The following is a 16,205-nucleotide window of genomic DNA, read 5'->3' as shown; positions in this document are numbered from 1 at the left end:
TCAATGTCACGAACAATCTGTGGAGTAAGCAGAGGCCAGCCCGGCGCGCGACACAGGACGGGAAAAACGGCCCCGCAAACCCTTGAAGCGGTCTTTTCAGCCCGCCAGGGCCTGCGGGTTTGCCGTCATGAAGCCCTGCAGGGAACGATATCCTGTCTCCTGCACACCCAGCAGGCTTTCCAGATGCTCTAGATTATTCACCAGACCGCGTGCCTGAACCGCACCTGTGGGGTCGAGCAGCACGGCAAAAGGCACGCGATCCACACCAAGCAGGCGGCCGATCGCCGGATCATTGACAAAGCCGTTTTCAGACAGGCCCAGTGAACCGATTGTGCGTTTCTGCGCCTCGTCGCTTTCATCACCACAATAAAGCAAAGACAGGTGCTCACGCCGGGCGAAATCATTGATGATGGGCACCATCTTGCGCGAAACAGGGCAGGATCCGGAAACAAAAACCAGAAGCTGGGGCCGCCCGTCATCGCGGCTTCCCCCTGCCGTCACCTCACGCCCTGAAAGGCTGAGCAGGCGTGTGGCTGGCAGATGCTCAATGGCCGCGGCCGTCGGCGCCAGCGCCCCCAGAGGCGCGATACGACGATAGAAGCCCCTCACGCGCTGAAACAGCAGCACGATTACGGCACACAGGCCGAAAACCACCAGCCAGATGACAGATTGCGCGCAGATCAGTGTTGTCGTGTCGCTCATTGACGGGTTTCCCTCACACGCTTCCAGACGCGACGCTTGAGCAGGGCCAGAAGTGTCCCGAGACCCGCCAGATAGATCAGAACGACCAGCCCGGTATGCGAGCGCGCTTCGCGGTGAGGATGGGCCACCCAGTCGAGAAAAGCACCAACATCCTGTGACATCTGGGGTATCGTCGCCTTTGTCCCGTCAGCATAGGTGACCTGCCCGTCATGAAGCGGCGGCGGCATGCCGATATGGTTCTGGGCAAAAGCCGTATTGTAATAAGACCCCGGTGCCAGAACGACATCCGAAGGTTTGGGGGCATAGGAACGCAGGATGGTTTCGATCCGTCTGGCGCCCCCTTCTTCGGTCATGGCAAGGCGCGAGAAATCAGGCGGCAAATCACCATGATTGGCCAAGCGCGCCATGGCGTCATTGGGATAGGGCGACCCGATCGGGTCGGAGGGATGCGCCGCACGTGTCTTGGGATCACCATCGTCGTCGAGCCCGTCGGGAACCTGACGCGAGGCCGCATAGGCCTTGATATCGGGCACGGCCAGGCCGATGCCGGAAAGATCGGCAAATGTCACATGGTTGAGACTGTGGCACGTGCTGCAGACCTGCCGATAAACCTGAAACCCTCGCTGTTCGGGCGTGGCAGCCTGCGCCGACAGAGGCAGAGCCAGAAGCACGCCAAGAATGTACCGCTTCATGCGCCCTCTCCCCTCAGGGTAGCAGGCTCGGGACGGGTGATTTCCACCTTTGGCAGAAATGGCAGCAGGATCAGGAAATAAGCGTAATAATACGCTACGCTGATGCGACTGAGCGCCAGCCAGAGCCCCGTGGGTTTGTGCATTCCCGAAACGCCCAGCGCGATGAAGGCGGCAAATAATGCCAGAAGTGCCCAGCGCAGAACCGGGCGATATCGCGCCGATCTGACGGGTGAGCGATCAAGCCATGGCACGGCAAACAACACGGCAAGACTGCCTGCTGACAGAATGAGGCCACCCAGCTTGGACGGAACGGCGCGCAAGATGGCGTAAAAAGGGGCAAAATACCATTCGGGCGTGATATCGCCCGGCGTCACCAGCGGGTTGGCCATCGCATAATTATTGGCCAGCGTCAGAAGGTCCGGCGCAAAGAAGATCAGTGCCGCATACACCATGAGAAAAAGGCAAAGACCAAGCCCATCCTTGGTGGTGTAATAGGGATGGAAAGGCACGATATCAGCCGATGTTTTCGGTTCCACCCCTGTCGGGTTGTTGGACCCCACCACGTGAAGCGCCGCCACATGCAGCACGATCACGCCGATAATTGAAAAAGCCGTCACGAAATGCAGGACATAGATCCGGTGCAGGGCAACCGACCCAAGCCCCTCGCCGCCCAGCAGCCATGAGGCCAGTGCCGGGCCGATCATGGGCACGGCGTTCATGGCATTGATGACGACTGTTGCCCCCCAATAGGACATCTGCCCCCAAGGAAGGATATACCCGGCAAAGGCAGCAATCATGACCAGGATGAACAGACCGAGCCCCGTCAGCCAGAGCAGTTCGCGCGGCGCCTTGTAGGAACCATAATAAAGACTGCGCGCCATATGCACATAAAGTGCCGCGAAAAGCATCGAGACACCACCCATATGGATGGCGCGCACAAGCCAGCCCGATGACACATGGCGGTCGATCGTCTCGATGCTGCTGAACGCCTCGGCTACGCTCGGCGTGTAATTAAGGGCGAGAAAAATGCCGCTCACGATCAGGAGCGCCAGGGCGATGGTGGCAAACGCCCCGAAATTCCAGAGATAGGTCAGATTGCGCGGCATGGCGAAATCGACATATTCGCGCCGAAATGCCGAAATGATGGGCAGGCGTGCTTCCAGCCAGCCTGCAGGCGTGTTGTCCGGTTTGCTCATGGTCGCCGCTCAGATCTGCTGGATGGAGGCGATGGAAAATGCCGGGTCGCCTTTGCTCTGGCCAATACGCACATGGGTGGCAGAAAGCATGGTAACCGGCGGCACAGGGAGATTATAGGGCGCTGGCGCGTCCTTATAGACGCGACCCGCCACATCGAATTGCGAGCCGTGGCAGGGGCAGGAATATTTTCCCGATTTATCATTGGGTGACGGCGTGGCGTAGGAAGGCACACAGCCGAGATGGGTGCAGATACCGATCAGCACGCCAATTTCCGGCACGACAGAGCGATGCCAGTTTGTCGCGTCTTTCGGCTGCTGCAGGATTTTCGAGTCGGGGTCGCGCAGACGTTGCACGATATCGGCTGTTTTCAGCGATGCGAGCATTTCGGGTGTGCGCTTCTGTATAAATACAGGCCAGCCACGCCAGGTCACAACCAGCTGCTGGCCGGGGCGCAAGGCGGCGATATCGACATCAATCGAGTCATCTTCGCCAAGAGACGTATTTTTCGTACCGTTCAGACTGTCGAGAAAAGGATAGGCCAGGGCGCAGGCGCCAACACATCCGGCCCCCACAATGACAGTCGACAGCACATCGCGTCGCCTCGCCCCTCCTCCAGGTATCGGACAGGAGGGAGAGGGGGTGGGGCGGTCTGCGTCCTGAGTCATGAAGTCCTGCTTGAATAGGATGATTTAATCATCCCGGGCTCGCAAAATCGTGTCAACATCAAAACAACTTCCTGCATCGAAATAGAAGAGCAGACTTGCAATCCTGCGCGACACTGGTGATCCTTCCAAAACGGGCAGTGCCACAAAAAAGCGAGAGATCACAACGACATGAGAACGATTCTTATCAACGGCGAATCGCATGACGTGGATGTCCCGGATGACATGCCGCTCTTGTGGGTGCTGCGTGACATTCTGGGGCTGACCGGCACAAAATATGGCTGCGGCATTGCACAATGCGGTGCCTGTACCGTGCACGTGGCAGGCCAGCCTGCGCGCGCCTGTCAGCTGCCTGTTTCACTTGTGGGTGACCGACCCGTAACCACCATCGAAGCCATTGGTCAGACCGCGCTAGGTCAGCGCGTGCACGAGGCCTGGCTTGATGAACAGGTCATTCAGTGCGGTTATTGCCAGTCCGGGCAGATCATGGCGGCAACCGCCCTGCTTCAGACCACACCGGCACCGAGCGACGACGATATCGATGACGCCATGTCGGGTAATATCTGCCGCTGTGGCACCTATGTGCGCATACGCGCCGCCATTCACAAGGCTGCCAGCAATGCGTAAGCCCCATCAGATCGGCCCTGTGCTCAACCGCCGTGCCATCTTGCGTGCCGCCCTCGCTACAGGCGGCGGATTGATGCTTTCCGGTATTATTCCCGGCCTGCCGGGTGCCCGCGCCGAAGCAGCAGGCGCTTTCACACCCAACGCCTTCATACGCATCGATCGCGAGGGCGCCATCACCTTCATCATGCGCCATGCCGAAATGGGCCAGGGTATCTATACCGGGATCGCCATGCTGATCGCCGAAGAGCTTGAGGTGCCGCTCGACAAGATTACCCTCGAAGCCGCCCCTGCCGATACGCGCTATGTCGACAAGGCAGCCGGCGAGGAAGTGACGGGAGGTTCGGCTTCGACACGTGATAGCTGGATCCCGTTGCGTCAGGCAGGGGCAGCGGCGCGGATCATGCTCCTGCGCGCCGCTGCCGCAAGATGGTCGGTTCCGGTCGAAAGTTGTGTGGCACGAGAGGGGGCTATTCTGCATCCGGATTCAGGCCGCAGCCTTCCTTATGGTGCTCTGGCAGAAGATGCCGCCCGTCAGACTGTTCCCGACCCCATTCCCCTGAAAGACCCTGCGCAGTTCCGCCTGATCGGGACCAGCCCGCAGCGCATGGATACGCATGCCAAGAGTAATGGCAGCGCGCTGTTCGGTATGGATGTGCGTGTCGATGGCATGAAAATCGGCCGTATCATGGCCTGTCCGGTCAAGGGGGGAACGCTGGCAGGCTTCGACCGCGACGCGGCGATGAAAATTCCCGGTGTGATCGATATTATCACCCTTCCCGATGCGCTTGCCGTTATCGGCGCACATAGCTGGGCCGCCATTTCGGGGCTCAAGGCCGCAGATCCGCGATGGAATTTCGGCCCGAATGCCGGGGTGTCGAGCGCCACATTGCTCGAGGCGCTGAAGAACGCATCGGCAAAAACCGGGCTCGTCGCGAAAAAGACCGGCGATGTCGAGTCTGCGCTCGCCAGCGCCTCCACCCGCATCGACGCTGTCTACGAACTGCCCTTTCTGGCCCATGCGGCGCTTGAACCCATCAATACCACGCTGCATATCCGCCCCGATTCCGCCGATGTCTGGGTGGGAACGCAGGTGCCCATACGCGCCCGGCAGGAGGTTGCCGACGCCACTGGCCTGCCACCAGAACGCATCACTGTACATAATCACCTGATCGGTGGCGGTTTTGGCCGCAGGCTTGATTCGAATTCGATCGGTCAGGCGGCACGTCTTGCAAAACAGGTGCCCTATCCGGTCAAGCTGTTCTGGACGCGTGAAGAAGATATCCGTCAGGACCAGTTCCGCCCATTCTATTATGACCGTATCACGGCCGGGCTTGATGACAAGGGCATGATCAAGGCGTGGCACCACCGCACCACCGGGTCCTTCGTCCTGGCACGCTGGGCGCCTGAAGGGTTGCAGAACGGACTTGATTCCGATGCCGTCGAAGGCGCTACCGAAACACCCTATGCCATTCCCGCCCAGCGTAACGAGGCCGTGCAATGCGAGCCGGAAGGGCTGACAACCCTGTGGTGGCGCGGCGTCGGCCCAACCCATAACGTGTTTGTTGTCGAGGGCATGATCGACGAACTGGCCCATGCCGCCAGCACTGACCCGCTCACCTTCCGCCGCAGACATCTCGGCCCCTCCCCCAGAGGGCTGAAAGTTCTCGATGAAGCCGCGAAACAATCAGGCTGGGGACGCGCCTTGCCAAAAGGGCACGGGCTCGGCATCGCGCTTCATTATTCCTTCCAGAGCTGGGCTGCGACCATTCTTGAAGTCAGGGTTGAGGAAAACGGGCAGATCCATCTGGTGAGGGCCGATACGGCGGTCGATTGCGGACCTGTCGTCTTTCCCGATGCCGTGCGTGCGCAAATCCAGGGCGGCCTGATTTTCGGTCTGACCATGGCGCTCTACAACGAAATCACCTTTCGCGACGGTCAGGCGGAGCAAAGCAATTTTCATGATTATCGCATGATGCGCCTCAATGAGGCGCCCGATATCCGTGTGCATCTCGTCTCCGATCCGACAGCAGAGATCGGTGGTATCGGCGAGGTCGGCACCGTGGCGGCAGCCCCCGCACTGGCCAATGCCATTTTCGCAGCAACTGGAAAACGCCTGAGGCGCATCCCCTTCGTGCCGCAGATGAATGCCCCGAAAAACCCCGAAAATACTGGGGAGAAAGGCGCATGAAACGCCGCATCGTTTTCTCCGCCTCCGCCCTGATGTCCCTGACCATCGGGCTTAGTAGCGCCGCACAGGCACAACAGGCCCAGCCGGAAACGCAGCCGCCCGCCTCTGGGGAAAGCGCCCAGGTTACACGCGGCCGCGCCCTGTTCGTCGCAGCCGATTGCGCAGCGTGCCACCTCTCGCAGGATGGCCGTGCCCTGACGGGCGGGCGCGTCTTCACCCTGCCCTTCGGATCGATTCATGCGGTCAATATCACCCCGGATCGGGAGACGGGCATTGGGGCCTATACCGACAAGGCCTGGCTGAAAATGCTGCGCAAAGGTGTGGGGCTGGGGGGCAAGCATCTCTATCCCGTCATGCCCTACACCTCTTACACCCTCCTGAGCGATGACGATGCGCTGGCCATAAAGGCCTATCTGTTCACCCTGCCCGCCATTCATGCCCCTGCCCCGAAAAACAGCCTGTCCTTTCCGTTCAACCAGCGCTGGACCATGATTTTCTGGAACTGGTTCAATAATCCGAACCGGCGCATGGCGACGGATACCACCCACTCTGCGCAATGGAATCGCGGGGCCTATCTTGCCGAGGCGCTGGGCCATTGCGGCCAATGCCACACGCCGCGCAATTTCATGTTCGGCCTTAGCAGCCGCGCCTATGCCGGGGCGGTACAGGTGGGGTGGACCGCCTATAATCTGACCTCCGACCGCGAGCATGGGCTTGGGACCTGGAGCGATGACGACCTCTTCAGCTATCTCTCAACCGGCCACGCCAAAGGCCACGGCCCTGCCTCTGGTCCTATGGCAGAAGCCATAGAGCACAGCCTCAGCCAGCTACCCGCCGATGATATTCGTGCGATGGTCGTCTATCTGCGCGATATCCCGGCGCAGCCTGATGGCCCCAGCCGAAACCATGGGCAGATTGCCGAAAATGATGCTCCCTCGGCGGGCAGGCATGTGTTCCAACAAGCTTGTGCCGGATGTCATATGGAAGATGGATCGGGCCGCCAGTCGGACTGGGCCGCTCTTGGCGGCAGTCATTCGTTGAGCGACCCGTCCGCCACCAATCTGGTTTCCGTGCTCAGAGAGGGCACTTCCCTGCAGACGGCTCATGGCGCCATGACGATGCAGAAATTCACCTCTGCCTACACGCCGGAAGAACTCTCAGCGCTTTCTTCCTGGATGCTGCATCATTTCGGCGGGGTAAATGCCTCGGTCGATCCTGCGAAATTCAGACCCTGAATTCCTGCTCGGAGCCGGTGACGCGACAGGGCCTGAAAACCCGTATTCAGGCCCTGTCTGATACGAGACTGGTATTTTCCAGCTGAGATCAAAAAACGCCCATGGAGAAAATACTTTCTTCATGGGCGCCGCAGCGGCCTGAGGTCAGGCCTTCAAGCCGTTCAGGGCGTATCGACGTTTGCCCAGACGACGCGTGTGACCTGCTGCGAGCCATTGCTGTAGCGATGCGGCGTTTCACTGGGAAAGGAGAAGGAATCTCCCTCACGCAGAATACAGTCCTGACCGCCCACCTGCAGATGCAGACAGCCTTGCAGGACCAGACCGGATTCAAAGCCGCTATGGGTCAGGATCTTGGAACCCGAATGCCCGTTGGGTTCGATGATCATGAGATAGGTGCGCAGCAATTCCGGGTTCTGGGAATTGAGCATCACCTTCGTGATCCCCTCGCCGAAGCTGAGAAGACCATGATCCTCGATACGGGTATAGAAAGCAGGGGTATCAAGGGACTGGCCCTTGATGGCCCCGAAGAACGTCGACATGTCGAGCTCGAGCACGTCTGAAATCTTCATCAGATCACGTATGCTCGGCGATGAAGCGCCACGTTCAATCTGGCTCAGATGGCTGAGCGAGATACCGACACGCGACGCGACATCCTTGAGCAGATATCCGTTCTGCTTCCTTCTCTCACGGATGGTGTTGCCCAGAGTACGATCGATGTTCGACGTCATAACGACAGATTCGTTCAAAGACATTTCGCGTAAACCAGATCCCGGAGAAAATATCAGTTAAGTCGGAGCACCTGAATCAACCGGTCGTTCTGATGAGGGCCTTTGGCGAGCTCCATCCCTTTAGGGACCGGATAGACAAGAGTGGCAACAAAAATGCTTTTATTCAACCAGTCATATTTGCCCTTCGGGGCGATGAATTCAGGGCTCAGGCGATATTTGTAATCCTTGCCACCGTCAATCGGATAGGCGAGCCCCTTGTTGTGGATGACAATAATCTGTCCGTCATCGGTCCTGAGGCGATAAAAGGCATCCACAACCTCGACCCCATCGGGGCGCAGAACCGGCAGATCGGCCCCGCCAGCCTCGACAGTGCCATGAATGCCGGGGCCATCGAAACGTCCGCCAATAATCGGCCAGATTTCCGTGCGTTCGCCATCCTTGCTGGCGCCTTCAGGTCCGGGGCGCACAGGGTCGGTGCAGGTCACGACCAGATTGAGCACCAGCTCGGTCTTGACCGGATCATAGACCTTGCCGTTGAACGGGGCCTCTGTCGCCGCATGGGCCGCCCCTGATGCAACCAGGCAGGAAAGCGCGCAAAGTGCTGATTTCAGGCTCTTCATGTCAAATCACCTAGAAAGAGAGAAAACGAGGGTTACTGCAGCGGATCGCGCCGACAGGGCTGCATGAGCACGTCGTTGCATGGCGCAGGCGCTGCAGGAATGGCGGAAACAGCGAGACCCGGCGTGCCCTGCTCGGGCACGGTGCCCAGCACGAGACGCGACAGATGCTGCGGATCATGCCAGAGGCGGTTGGTGGCAGGCAGCAGCCAGGGCGAGAACCCGTAACCACCGAAATTGCCTGGCGCATCGATCCAGAGGCGCAAACGCGACCCGGCACGAAATACATGGCCCATCTTGCTCAGTTCGACGCGTGCCAGAACCGGCTCGTCAGGCGCAAGGCTTTGCGTGGTGTCAACATGATCAAGCGGAAACGGACGCAACAGGGTGGATCTTGCGGGGTCCTGCGCCCGATCGGAAAGACGCAGCCAGCCACGCTCGACAAACATCTCCTGATGGTCGGGGCGCAGCTCCGTCAGCGTTACCTCAACATCAGTATCGGGCATGTCGGATGACAGCCAGAGATCTGCACTGGCAGGCCCATAGGCAATGAGTGTCTTGCCCAGTGGGGCGGAGGTATAGGCGAGGCTCCCTTCACGCCAGTGTTCCGGCAGGGCACCCCAGCCATAATGATCGGCATCGACATCCACATCCGGCCCGCGCACCGGATAGGCATAGCTGTCAGACCCGGTTGAGGGCGTGGCATTGTCTTCCAGCACGCCTTTGGCGGCGAGCGTGAACACATGAGGTGTCGCAGTAATCGGATAATGCGCTCCGCTCAGGGTGAGGCGGGGTGTCATCTGCTCGACCTTCTCGTGTCCCTCGCCATGAGAGCCGCTTTCAAGCCAGACGCGCACATGAGGCGTATCGCTGAAGGCCGCTTCATGCCCCTTGAGGAAGCGATCGAAAAATCCGAGCAACAGACTGCGATATCTGAGCGATTCATAGGCATCATGCTGACCATTGGTCTGCACCAGCCATGTCTTTTCCGGGGCAAGCGTGTCCTGATAATAGCCTTCGCGTGAGGTCACAGCCTCATCCTGAAAAGCCTCCATGGACAGAACGGGCACCTCGATCTGGCTGGTTCTGGCCGCCAGATTGCGCTTCTCGATTTCGGCGTCGCGCAGCGGATGACGCAGGATCAGATCACGCAGATTATCCTTGCGATTGGCTTCGGTATTGACGGCAAGACGATCCAGGCAGCGCTGGTCATGCTCGGTCTGGGCGCCTTCCTTCAACGCATCCCAGCGCGACTGAAGATAAAGCAGCCAGCCGGAAGGAAACTGCATGTTGGGCACGCCACCCGGCGCCCAGCTATCCAGACGCGCATCCCCCAGAACCATGCCCGGCGCAATGGCCCGCAGATGCGGGGGGCGTGTCGATGCCGTCGCGATCTGCGACATGCCCGCCCAGGACCAGTTTGCCATGCCGACATGTCCGTCAGACCATGGCTGCGAAGCTGCAAATTCGACGATGTCGTAGCCATCCTGGCCGTAGCTCGGGGTCAGAAAGGTAAACTGCCCTTCCGAACACCCCGTCCCGCGGGCATTGACCCCGAATACCGCATAGCCATGCGCAACCAGATCGCGATCGAGGCTGACCGACATGGCCGTATCGCCCTTGAGATAGGCCGAACTGCCGATGCCGCCGGGGTCGTAACCGCTGTAATTGATCACGACGGGAAACGGCCCCTTGCCCTTTGGCAGGAGCACGCTGTAGCGCAGGGGCGTATGATCACGCGTCGGCAGATAACCGACGACGCGTCGCCCCCAGAAGGGCGCCGTTCTGACCAGTTCAGGATTATATCCCGAAACGGCGGCAATCACACTGCCGCCTGAACGCGCCTCCTGTGCCTTTCCCACGCAGGGAAAGGCCAGCAGCGAAACACCGAGGCAGAGACCTGCCAGAGAAGACCGTCCTGCCGTCATGAGCGCGGTCAGTGACGCTGGCAGGTATTGGAGGGGGCATTCCCTGCGAGAACCGATTTCAGCCACGCAATCTGCGTGTCCATCGATTCAACCATGGCGGCGCCATGCTCGGCATTGGGCACAACCATGTATTTCACGTCCGATCCGGCATGGCAGGCATCCTTCGCATAGGATTCCAGCGTGTGGATGGGAATGGTCGTGTCACCACCGCCTGCGATCAGGAGGATCGGCCCCTTGGCCTTTTCATATCCGACCGTCTGCTCTGCAAAGAACTTCTTGACGTATTTGTTCTTGTCCCAGCCCGGCCGCACCAGTTCCTTGGCCGAATAGGGGTAATAGAGCGCATTGCCTGTCAGCCAGCAGGCCTTGCCGGTCGCCTCGGGATATTGCGACAGACCGGTTTTCGACAGCAGATCTTCAGGCTTGAATTCAGGATATTGCGCGTGGATGGCATAAGCGAGCCAGGACATGTAGGGGCCGCCTGCCTTTTTCACGGCAGAGATATTGGCGTTGATCATGCCGACACGCGCCGCCGGTGCAATCGAAATGGCGCCAAGATAGCCCGGATCATTTGCCTTGGCTTCAGCTTCTGCCGTGGCGAGCGCGGCATAAGCGCCCTGGGAGTGACCGACCACGAACCATTTCTGCGACAGATCGGGAAGGAGGGCATGGGCAGCGGGCACGGCGTTACGGATATCGGCCACCTGGGCAAATTTGTTCATGTACTGGTGCGGGCTGTCCGTTCCCAGACCATGATAATCGGTCATGACAAGCACAAACCCGGCAGCGGCCAGATCGAACACGCGCAGCCCGCCATAATAGACATCCTTCATGAGCGACGGCGCGCAGGACTGGGCGGTGCCGCTGGTGCCGTGGGCCCATACGATGACAGGCCAGCCCCCTTCTGGCGCCTTGCCGGGAGGCACGACGACAACACCCGATGTTGCGACCGGATTACCGTGCGAGTCAGTCGAACGATAGAGGATGCGCGTCGCGGTAAAGCCCTTGGGCAGGCTGTATTCAGGCGCTTTTTCCTGACGCAGCAATGCGCCCGGTGCAGAGGCGGCAATATCGGCTGGCGTGCTGTAGAATGCCGTGCGCGGCAGGGCATCCTGGGCTTCGAGCGAACGGGTGACGGCCGGATCGGTCGGCAAGGGTGGCTCTCCGGCATGAGCAAGCCCGCTCAGCCCGGTCGAGAGCACAAGCATGGCAAGCAGATTGGCTTTGAGAGACAGTTTCTTGGTCATATTCCACCTGAAAAGAGAGAAAAACCTGTTCTGAAACCGGGTCCGTTCAGAAATCATACCCGATCTGGAAACGATAGCTGGCGGGCATTCCGTAGATCTGCTGGAAGTCGCTCACCCCGTCAGTCTGACCGACCGTGCGGTAGTGCACATTGGTCACGTTGAACCCCATAAGCGCCAGATTCCAGTGCTGCTTGTGGGAGAGCAGATCGAGACGCACATCCAGCAGGCCATAACCCGGAATATTATTGATCCAGGCCCCTACCCCGCGCGACGCATTCAGCGTGGTGCGGAAGCTGTAATTCATCTGCACCCCTGCGGTATAAGCCCCGTTGAACATCTCGTGCTCATAACGGGCCGAGGGCGTCAGGCTCCAGCGCGGGGCATATGGCAGGCGCTGCCCCTGCCACGACACCAGATTGCCGGCGTAATCAAGCTGGTACTGCGAGGATTTGACGATTTTCGCGTCGTTATAGGCAGCCCCGAGATTGAAGGTGAGGGTCGGTACGGGCTTCCAGACAATATTGCCTTCGAGGCCCTGATTGACCGCCGTGCCCAGATTGGTCAGGGTCGAGGTGATCGTCTTGCTGACAGCCGAATATTCGGTCGTGAAGTTCTGATAATTATAGGTGCGGTAGTAGAAGGCTGCGCCGTCGACGATCAGCTTGCGGTCACGTGTCTGGGCCTTGAACCCGGCCTCGACTGCCCAGACCTGCTCCTCACGATAAGGGTCGATCTGTGCCGTGCTGGCAATGGGGAAGCCGCCGTAGAAACCGCCCGACTTATATCCGCGCGCAACAGAGGCATAGACCATGTTCAGCGGGTCGAACTGGTAGCGCAGCACGGCCTTGCCCGTGACATGGTCTTTCAGCTGGTACTGGCGCGTCACGTCAGAGGCGACGTAATAACCCGGCGATTGCTGGAAGGCGCCATTATAGGTCTTGTATTCCCAGGTGCTGCGCGCACCGAAATCGAGCGAGAGCTTCGGCAGGATATGATAGGTGATCTGCCCATAGCCGCTATAGGATTGCGTCTTCTGGGTGTAGCTCAGGATGCCTTCATTGGCCGCGCCGGAAAGGCCGGTGTAGAGAGTCTGAAGCGCATTATCGAAAAGCTGGAACTGCTTGTTCTCTTCCAGATCCTCATAGGCCACATCAAGACCGAGAAGCCAGTCGAGACGCTTGGGTTTGCCCGAGCTGAGGCGCAGATTTTCCTGCGCCATGCGCATGGGGGTATGCTCGACCTGCGTGGCATAAACGGGGCCGGTTGCAGCGTAATTGTAATTCAGACCGTAATCGAAATAATCGAGCGAGGTGATGGAGGTCAGTTCCAGGCCACCGAGATCGCCCACCGCGCTGAATTGCGCTCCACCCGCCTTGTTGTCGAGCTGGTTTGTAGGCGAGGAGAGCACTTTAGTGCCATCCTGGGTCTGGCGTGACGCCGCCTGGCTTGCATCGCCGAAAGCCTGAGGCAGGGTGAGACAGTTCTGCTGATCGGCATAACCGGCAATCATGGCCGAGCAGAAACCGCCCGTATTATTGTAAACGCCAATCGCCGTTGCCAGAGCGAGCTGCGACTTGTCGCGGCTGCCATGCAGATCGAAATTGAGCGTCCAGTTATCAAGCTTTGCAGCCACTTCGAGACGGACGGAGTCACGGTTCTTGCGCCCCCATTTTGCGCCATTCTGCAGCGATGTCTGCCAGCCGCTCCAGCCATGGTCCGATGTCTCGGCAATACGGAAGGCCAGATTGCGTGTGATCGGCGCGCCATAGGCTGCATTGATATGGCCATCACCCCAGCGCCCGTAGGAAACCGCTACCGAGCCGGTTGCCTTGTCGAAATTGGGCTTGTTCGTCAGAACACGCACGGCGCCACCAATCGTGTTGCGTCCATAAAGACCGCTTTGCGGCCCTTTCAGAACTTCGACACGGGAAATATCGAACAGGCTGCCCGTGCCCATGACCGTGCTTGGCTGATAGGCGTCGTTCAAAAATATGGGGGCTGCGGGGGTCGAGTTTGGGTTGAAATCGGCAAGACTGACGCCACGGATCACCCAGGTCGGCATGGCGCCGCCATAGAAATCGAGGTTCTGTGCGTTGGTCGTGTATTTGATCAGATCCGGCAGGGTCTGCACGCCAAGGCGGTTGAGTTCCTTGCCCGTGAAGATCTGTACGGTTTCAGGTATCTGCTGCGCCGTTTCCTTGCGCCGACGCGAAGTGACCATCACCTCTTCAACACCGCTGCCTCGGGCAGAAGAGGGTTTCGCAGTCTTCTTTTTTGTTGCGTAACCGGAATGTTTTGGATGCGCCAGCACAGAAGAAGAGGTCTGGGCATGCGCCGCAACCGGCAGAATGCAGAGCGAACAGGAAAGCCAGAAGCGAAGCGACAGCACGCCCTTGCCTCTGACGGGGCGACACGCCCCTGCCGCGACACGGGGCCAGAAAGAGTCTGGTTCGGTATCGTAACGACTAGACGTGCGATATCGGCTCTGCTCGTGGCGACACATTGACGGCCTCAAATTGTTCGGGTGCGTGTTTGCGTGGGGAATTTTTCAAATCGATCCGAATACGAAACATCAGATCATGAGGGGAAAATCCGGTCAACAATTTTTTTGAAGAAATAATGACAGTTACAATTTCCTGTGGAAAAATCTCCACAATGAGGGCGGACAGCCGTGAAAGTCAGCGCTAGTCTCTCTTTCCTGCCCCTATCGAAACAGGAAACCATGCAAGACCCGACCAGACCGACGGCGATTCCTGTCAGGGCGGTCTGCGCCATGCCCAGCGATCATCCCGATGATGTCGTGCGCTTCCTTGTTGCAAGCCATCAGGCAGGCCACGACTGCGTCCTCGCAATACTGACGGATATTATCGAGGGCGCCTCACGCCCCTTGGGCACACTCATGGCCATACGTGATGATGGTCATTATGTCGGCATGGTATCTGGCGGCTGTGTCGAAGCCAGTGTCGTCAACGAAGCCTGCACGGCCATGACAGAGAAGCGCGACCGCATCTGCCGCTATGGCAAAGGCTCCCCCTGGTTCGATATCGTCCTGCCATGCCGTGGTGGCATTGGGCTCCATTTGCACGTTCTGCGCGACCTGACTGCCCTGATCGGGTTTCTGGAACACCGTCAGTCCAGACAGGCCGTCATGCTGCATTATGACAGCACAGGCGAAATCCTTCAGACAGAAACGGGCGAGGCGCCCACTGGATGGCAGGAAACGGTTTTTACGGCCGGGTATCGCCCCGACCCCCAGATCATGATTTTTGGCGGCGGGCTCGAAAGCCATTTTCTGACCGCACTCGCCACTGCTGCCGGGCTGACAATCATGGAAGGTGACGTGACACGCATCATGCTCCATGCGCAGGATCAAGATACCGCACTCGTGCTGCTCCATCACGATCTCGACCGCGAACTGCCTCTGCTGCAAGCCGCGCTGCAGACCGAGGCTTTTTTCATCGGCTGCCTTGGCAGCCGCAGGACACAGGCCCGACGTCTTGCAGCCCTGCGGGCCATGGGCCTTGACGATGCCTCCCTCGAACGCATACGCGGCCCGATCGGTCTTTTTGGCCCATCGCGTGAAGCGCGGTCTGTTGCGGTCTCGGTTCTGGCCGAGATATTTTCCCTGATCGAAGCACGAAAGGCGGCGCCGCGGACATGACAGGGCAAGAGTGCGTTCTGCTTGTTCTGGGGGCCGGTTTGAGCCGTCGCTTTGGACAGGATGACAAGCTTGAAGCCGTGATCGGCCAGCGGAAGCTGGCGCATCATCTTCTGGGCACGGTCGGGAACTTCAACTGGCAGCAGAAACGTGTTGTCCATCGCGCCAGCGGCAACTGGCACGAGGCCTATGATGAGGCAGGATTTCAGTCTCTGATCAATAACGCACCGGAGCGCGGTCTGGGCGCGTCGCTCGCTCTGGGAATAACCGGCCTGCCACCTGAAACAAGAGTGCTCGTCTGTCTGGCAGATATGCCGTTCATCTCGACAGATCTAGTCGGCACGCTGCGCGCGGCCAGTGATGCGGCTCCAGATCAGATTTTTGCATCGCACTCCCCCGATTACAGAGGGCCACCGGCTGTTTTCCCGGTTTCCGACCTGAGAACACTCGACCCAGATAGCGAAAATGGTGCGCGACCGCTGCTTCGACGCGCGCGGCTCATTGCCGCAACGCCTGATGAAATACGAGACATCGATTTTCGCGAAGATGCCCAAGAGGCGGATCACAGAATGCGCCAGGCAGAAATGGCGTCACTCGCTCGTGCGACAGGCCCTGCAAAAACAACCAGAGAGCCTTCTTCTCAGGAGAAACGCCACCGGCAATAAGGCCCGCGCGAATTTATGACAATGCCAAGCCTTCAGCTCGGATTTTATCTGGCTAAAAG

At 59.1% G+C, this 16,205-nt stretch carries 14 protein-coding genes; 5 read left to right on the top strand and 9 right to left on the bottom strand.

The window, feature by feature from the left end:
* Positions 1 to 96 precede the first annotated feature (96 nt).
* Genes AA105894_RS08850 through petA form a run of 4 tightly spaced genes read right to left on the bottom strand, consistent with a single transcriptional unit; the run spans position 97 to position 3,256 of the window.
* Positions 97 to 702: a thioredoxin domain-containing protein gene (locus AA105894_RS08850; RefSeq protein WP_267311401.1), complete on the bottom strand. Its 606-nt coding sequence runs from the start codon at positions 700 to 702 to the stop codon at positions 97 to 99.
* Positions 699 to 1,394: a cytochrome c1 gene (locus AA105894_RS08845; protein ID WP_267311400.1), complete on the bottom strand. Its 696-nt coding sequence runs from the start codon at positions 1,392 to 1,394 to the stop codon at positions 699 to 701. The genes AA105894_RS08850 and AA105894_RS08845 overlap by 4 nt, the downstream gene beginning before the upstream one ends.
* Entirely contained in the window at positions 1,391 to 2,590 is a 1,200-nt protein-coding gene (locus AA105894_RS08840; protein ID WP_267311399.1) for a cytochrome b, read from the bottom strand. Before AA105894_RS08840 ends, AA105894_RS08845 begins: the two co-directional genes overlap by 4 nt.
* A gap of 9 nt (positions 2,591 to 2,599) precedes the next feature.
* Positions 2,600 to 3,256, bottom strand: a complete 657-nt coding sequence (gene petA, locus AA105894_RS08835; protein WP_188425689.1) for a ubiquinol-cytochrome c reductase iron-sulfur subunit — start codon at positions 3,254 to 3,256, stop codon at positions 2,600 to 2,602.
* A gap of 168 nt (positions 3,257 to 3,424) precedes the next feature.
* Here petA and AA105894_RS08830 point away from each other — a divergent pair, with 168 nt between their 5' ends.
* The 3 genes from AA105894_RS08830 to AA105894_RS08820 are packed head-to-tail and all read left to right on the top strand — an operon-like array spanning position 3,425 to position 7,303.
* Positions 3,425 to 3,880, top strand: a complete 456-nt coding sequence (locus AA105894_RS08830) for a (2Fe-2S)-binding protein (protein WP_267311398.1) — start codon at positions 3,425 to 3,427, stop codon at positions 3,878 to 3,880.
* Positions 3,873 to 6,068 (top strand): xanthine dehydrogenase family protein molybdopterin-binding subunit, encoded by a 2,196-nt coding sequence (locus tag AA105894_RS08825; protein ID WP_267311397.1) that lies wholly within the window; start codon positions 3,873 to 3,875, stop codon positions 6,066 to 6,068. The genes AA105894_RS08830 and AA105894_RS08825 overlap by 8 nt, the downstream gene beginning before the upstream one ends.
* The gene (locus AA105894_RS08820) at positions 6,065 to 7,303 is read left to right on the top strand and encodes a cytochrome c (RefSeq protein WP_267311396.1); all 1,239 of its coding nucleotides are present in this window, start codon (positions 6,065 to 6,067) and stop codon (positions 7,301 to 7,303) included. Before AA105894_RS08825 ends, AA105894_RS08820 begins: the two co-directional genes overlap by 4 nt.
* A 161-nt stretch (positions 7,304 to 7,464) precedes the next feature.
* Here AA105894_RS08820 and AA105894_RS08815 read toward each other — a convergent pair whose 3' ends face one another.
* The 5 genes from AA105894_RS08815 to AA105894_RS08795 are packed head-to-tail and all read right to left on the bottom strand — an operon-like array spanning position 7,465 to position 14,212.
* Positions 7,465 to 8,031: a cupin domain-containing protein gene (locus AA105894_RS08815; protein WP_188425686.1), complete on the bottom strand. Its 567-nt coding sequence runs from the start codon at positions 8,029 to 8,031 to the stop codon at positions 7,465 to 7,467.
* A gap of 53 nt (positions 8,032 to 8,084) precedes the next feature.
* Positions 8,085 to 8,651 carry a DUF3237 domain-containing protein gene (locus AA105894_RS08810; protein WP_267311395.1) on the bottom strand — a complete coding sequence of 189 codons (567 nt, stop codon included), beginning with the start codon at positions 8,649 to 8,651 and terminating at the stop codon, positions 8,085 to 8,087.
* Between the two features lie 32 nt (positions 8,652 to 8,683).
* On the bottom strand, positions 8,684 to 10,576 hold the full coding sequence (locus tag AA105894_RS08805; RefSeq protein WP_267311394.1) for a CocE/NonD family hydrolase: 1,893 nt from the start codon (positions 10,574 to 10,576) through the stop codon (positions 8,684 to 8,686).
* 8 nt (positions 10,577 to 10,584) lie between these two features.
* Entirely contained in the window at positions 10,585 to 11,823 is a 1,239-nt protein-coding gene (locus AA105894_RS08800) for an alpha/beta hydrolase family protein (protein ID WP_267311393.1), read from the bottom strand.
* 46 nt (positions 11,824 to 11,869) lie between these two features.
* A complete protein-coding gene (locus tag AA105894_RS08795) occupies positions 11,870 to 14,212 on the bottom strand; it encodes a TonB-dependent receptor (RefSeq protein ID WP_267311392.1) in 2,343 nt (780 codons plus the stop codon).
* A gap of 333 nt (positions 14,213 to 14,545) precedes the next feature.
* Between AA105894_RS08795 and AA105894_RS08790 the strand changes: the two genes are divergently transcribed.
* Together AA105894_RS08790 and AA105894_RS08785 are read left to right on the top strand one after the other, a co-directional pair.
* Positions 14,546 to 15,484: an XdhC family protein gene (locus AA105894_RS08790; protein WP_267311391.1), complete on the top strand. Its 939-nt coding sequence runs from the start codon at positions 14,546 to 14,548 to the stop codon at positions 15,482 to 15,484.
* Positions 15,481 to 16,146: a nucleotidyltransferase family protein gene (locus tag AA105894_RS08785; RefSeq protein ID WP_267311390.1), complete on the top strand. Its 666-nt coding sequence runs from the start codon at positions 15,481 to 15,483 to the stop codon at positions 16,144 to 16,146. Before AA105894_RS08790 ends, AA105894_RS08785 begins: the two co-directional genes overlap by 4 nt.
* Positions 16,147 to 16,205 lie beyond the last annotated feature (59 nt).

Origin of the sequence: Asaia spathodeae NBRC 105894, assembly GCF_025994195.1 — a bacterium.
GTDB classification, from domain to species: domain Bacteria; phylum Pseudomonadota; class Alphaproteobacteria; order Acetobacterales; family Acetobacteraceae; genus Asaia; species Asaia siamensis.
This window is presented reverse-complemented; position numbering and strand designations above follow the sequence as displayed.

Coding starts and splice junctions, on each gene's coding strand:
- AA105894_RS08850 (WP_267311401.1), bottom strand. CDS start 702: ATGAGCGACACGACAACACTGATCTGCGCGCAATCTGTCATCTGGCTG.
- AA105894_RS08845 (WP_267311400.1), bottom strand. CDS start 1,394: ATGAAGCGGTACATTCTTGGCGTGCTTCTGGCTCTGCCTCTGTCGGCG.
- AA105894_RS08840 (WP_267311399.1), bottom strand. CDS start 2,590: ATGAGCAAACCGGACAACACGCCTGCAGGCTGGCTGGAAGCACGCCTG.
- petA (WP_188425689.1), bottom strand. CDS start 3,256: ATGACTCAGGACGCAGACCGCCCCACCCCCTCTCCCTCCTGTCCGATA.
- AA105894_RS08830 (WP_267311398.1), top strand. CDS start 3,425: ATGAGAACGATTCTTATCAACGGCGAATCGCATGACGTGGATGTCCCG.
- AA105894_RS08825 (WP_267311397.1), top strand. CDS start 3,873: ATGCGTAAGCCCCATCAGATCGGCCCTGTGCTCAACCGCCGTGCCATC.
- AA105894_RS08820 (WP_267311396.1), top strand. CDS start 6,065: ATGAAACGCCGCATCGTTTTCTCCGCCTCCGCCCTGATGTCCCTGACC.
- AA105894_RS08815 (WP_188425686.1), bottom strand. CDS start 8,031: ATGACGTCGAACATCGATCGTACTCTGGGCAACACCATCCGTGAGAGA.
- AA105894_RS08810 (WP_267311395.1), bottom strand. CDS start 8,651: ATGAAGAGCCTGAAATCAGCACTTTGCGCGCTTTCCTGCCTGGTTGCA.
- AA105894_RS08805 (WP_267311394.1), bottom strand. CDS start 10,576: ATGACGGCAGGACGGTCTTCTCTGGCAGGTCTCTGCCTCGGTGTTTCG.
- AA105894_RS08800 (WP_267311393.1), bottom strand. CDS start 11,823: ATGACCAAGAAACTGTCTCTCAAAGCCAATCTGCTTGCCATGCTTGTG.
- AA105894_RS08790 (WP_267311391.1), top strand. CDS start 14,546: ATGCAAGACCCGACCAGACCGACGGCGATTCCTGTCAGGGCGGTCTGC.
- AA105894_RS08785 (WP_267311390.1), top strand. CDS start 15,481: ATGACAGGGCAAGAGTGCGTTCTGCTTGTTCTGGGGGCCGGTTTGAGC.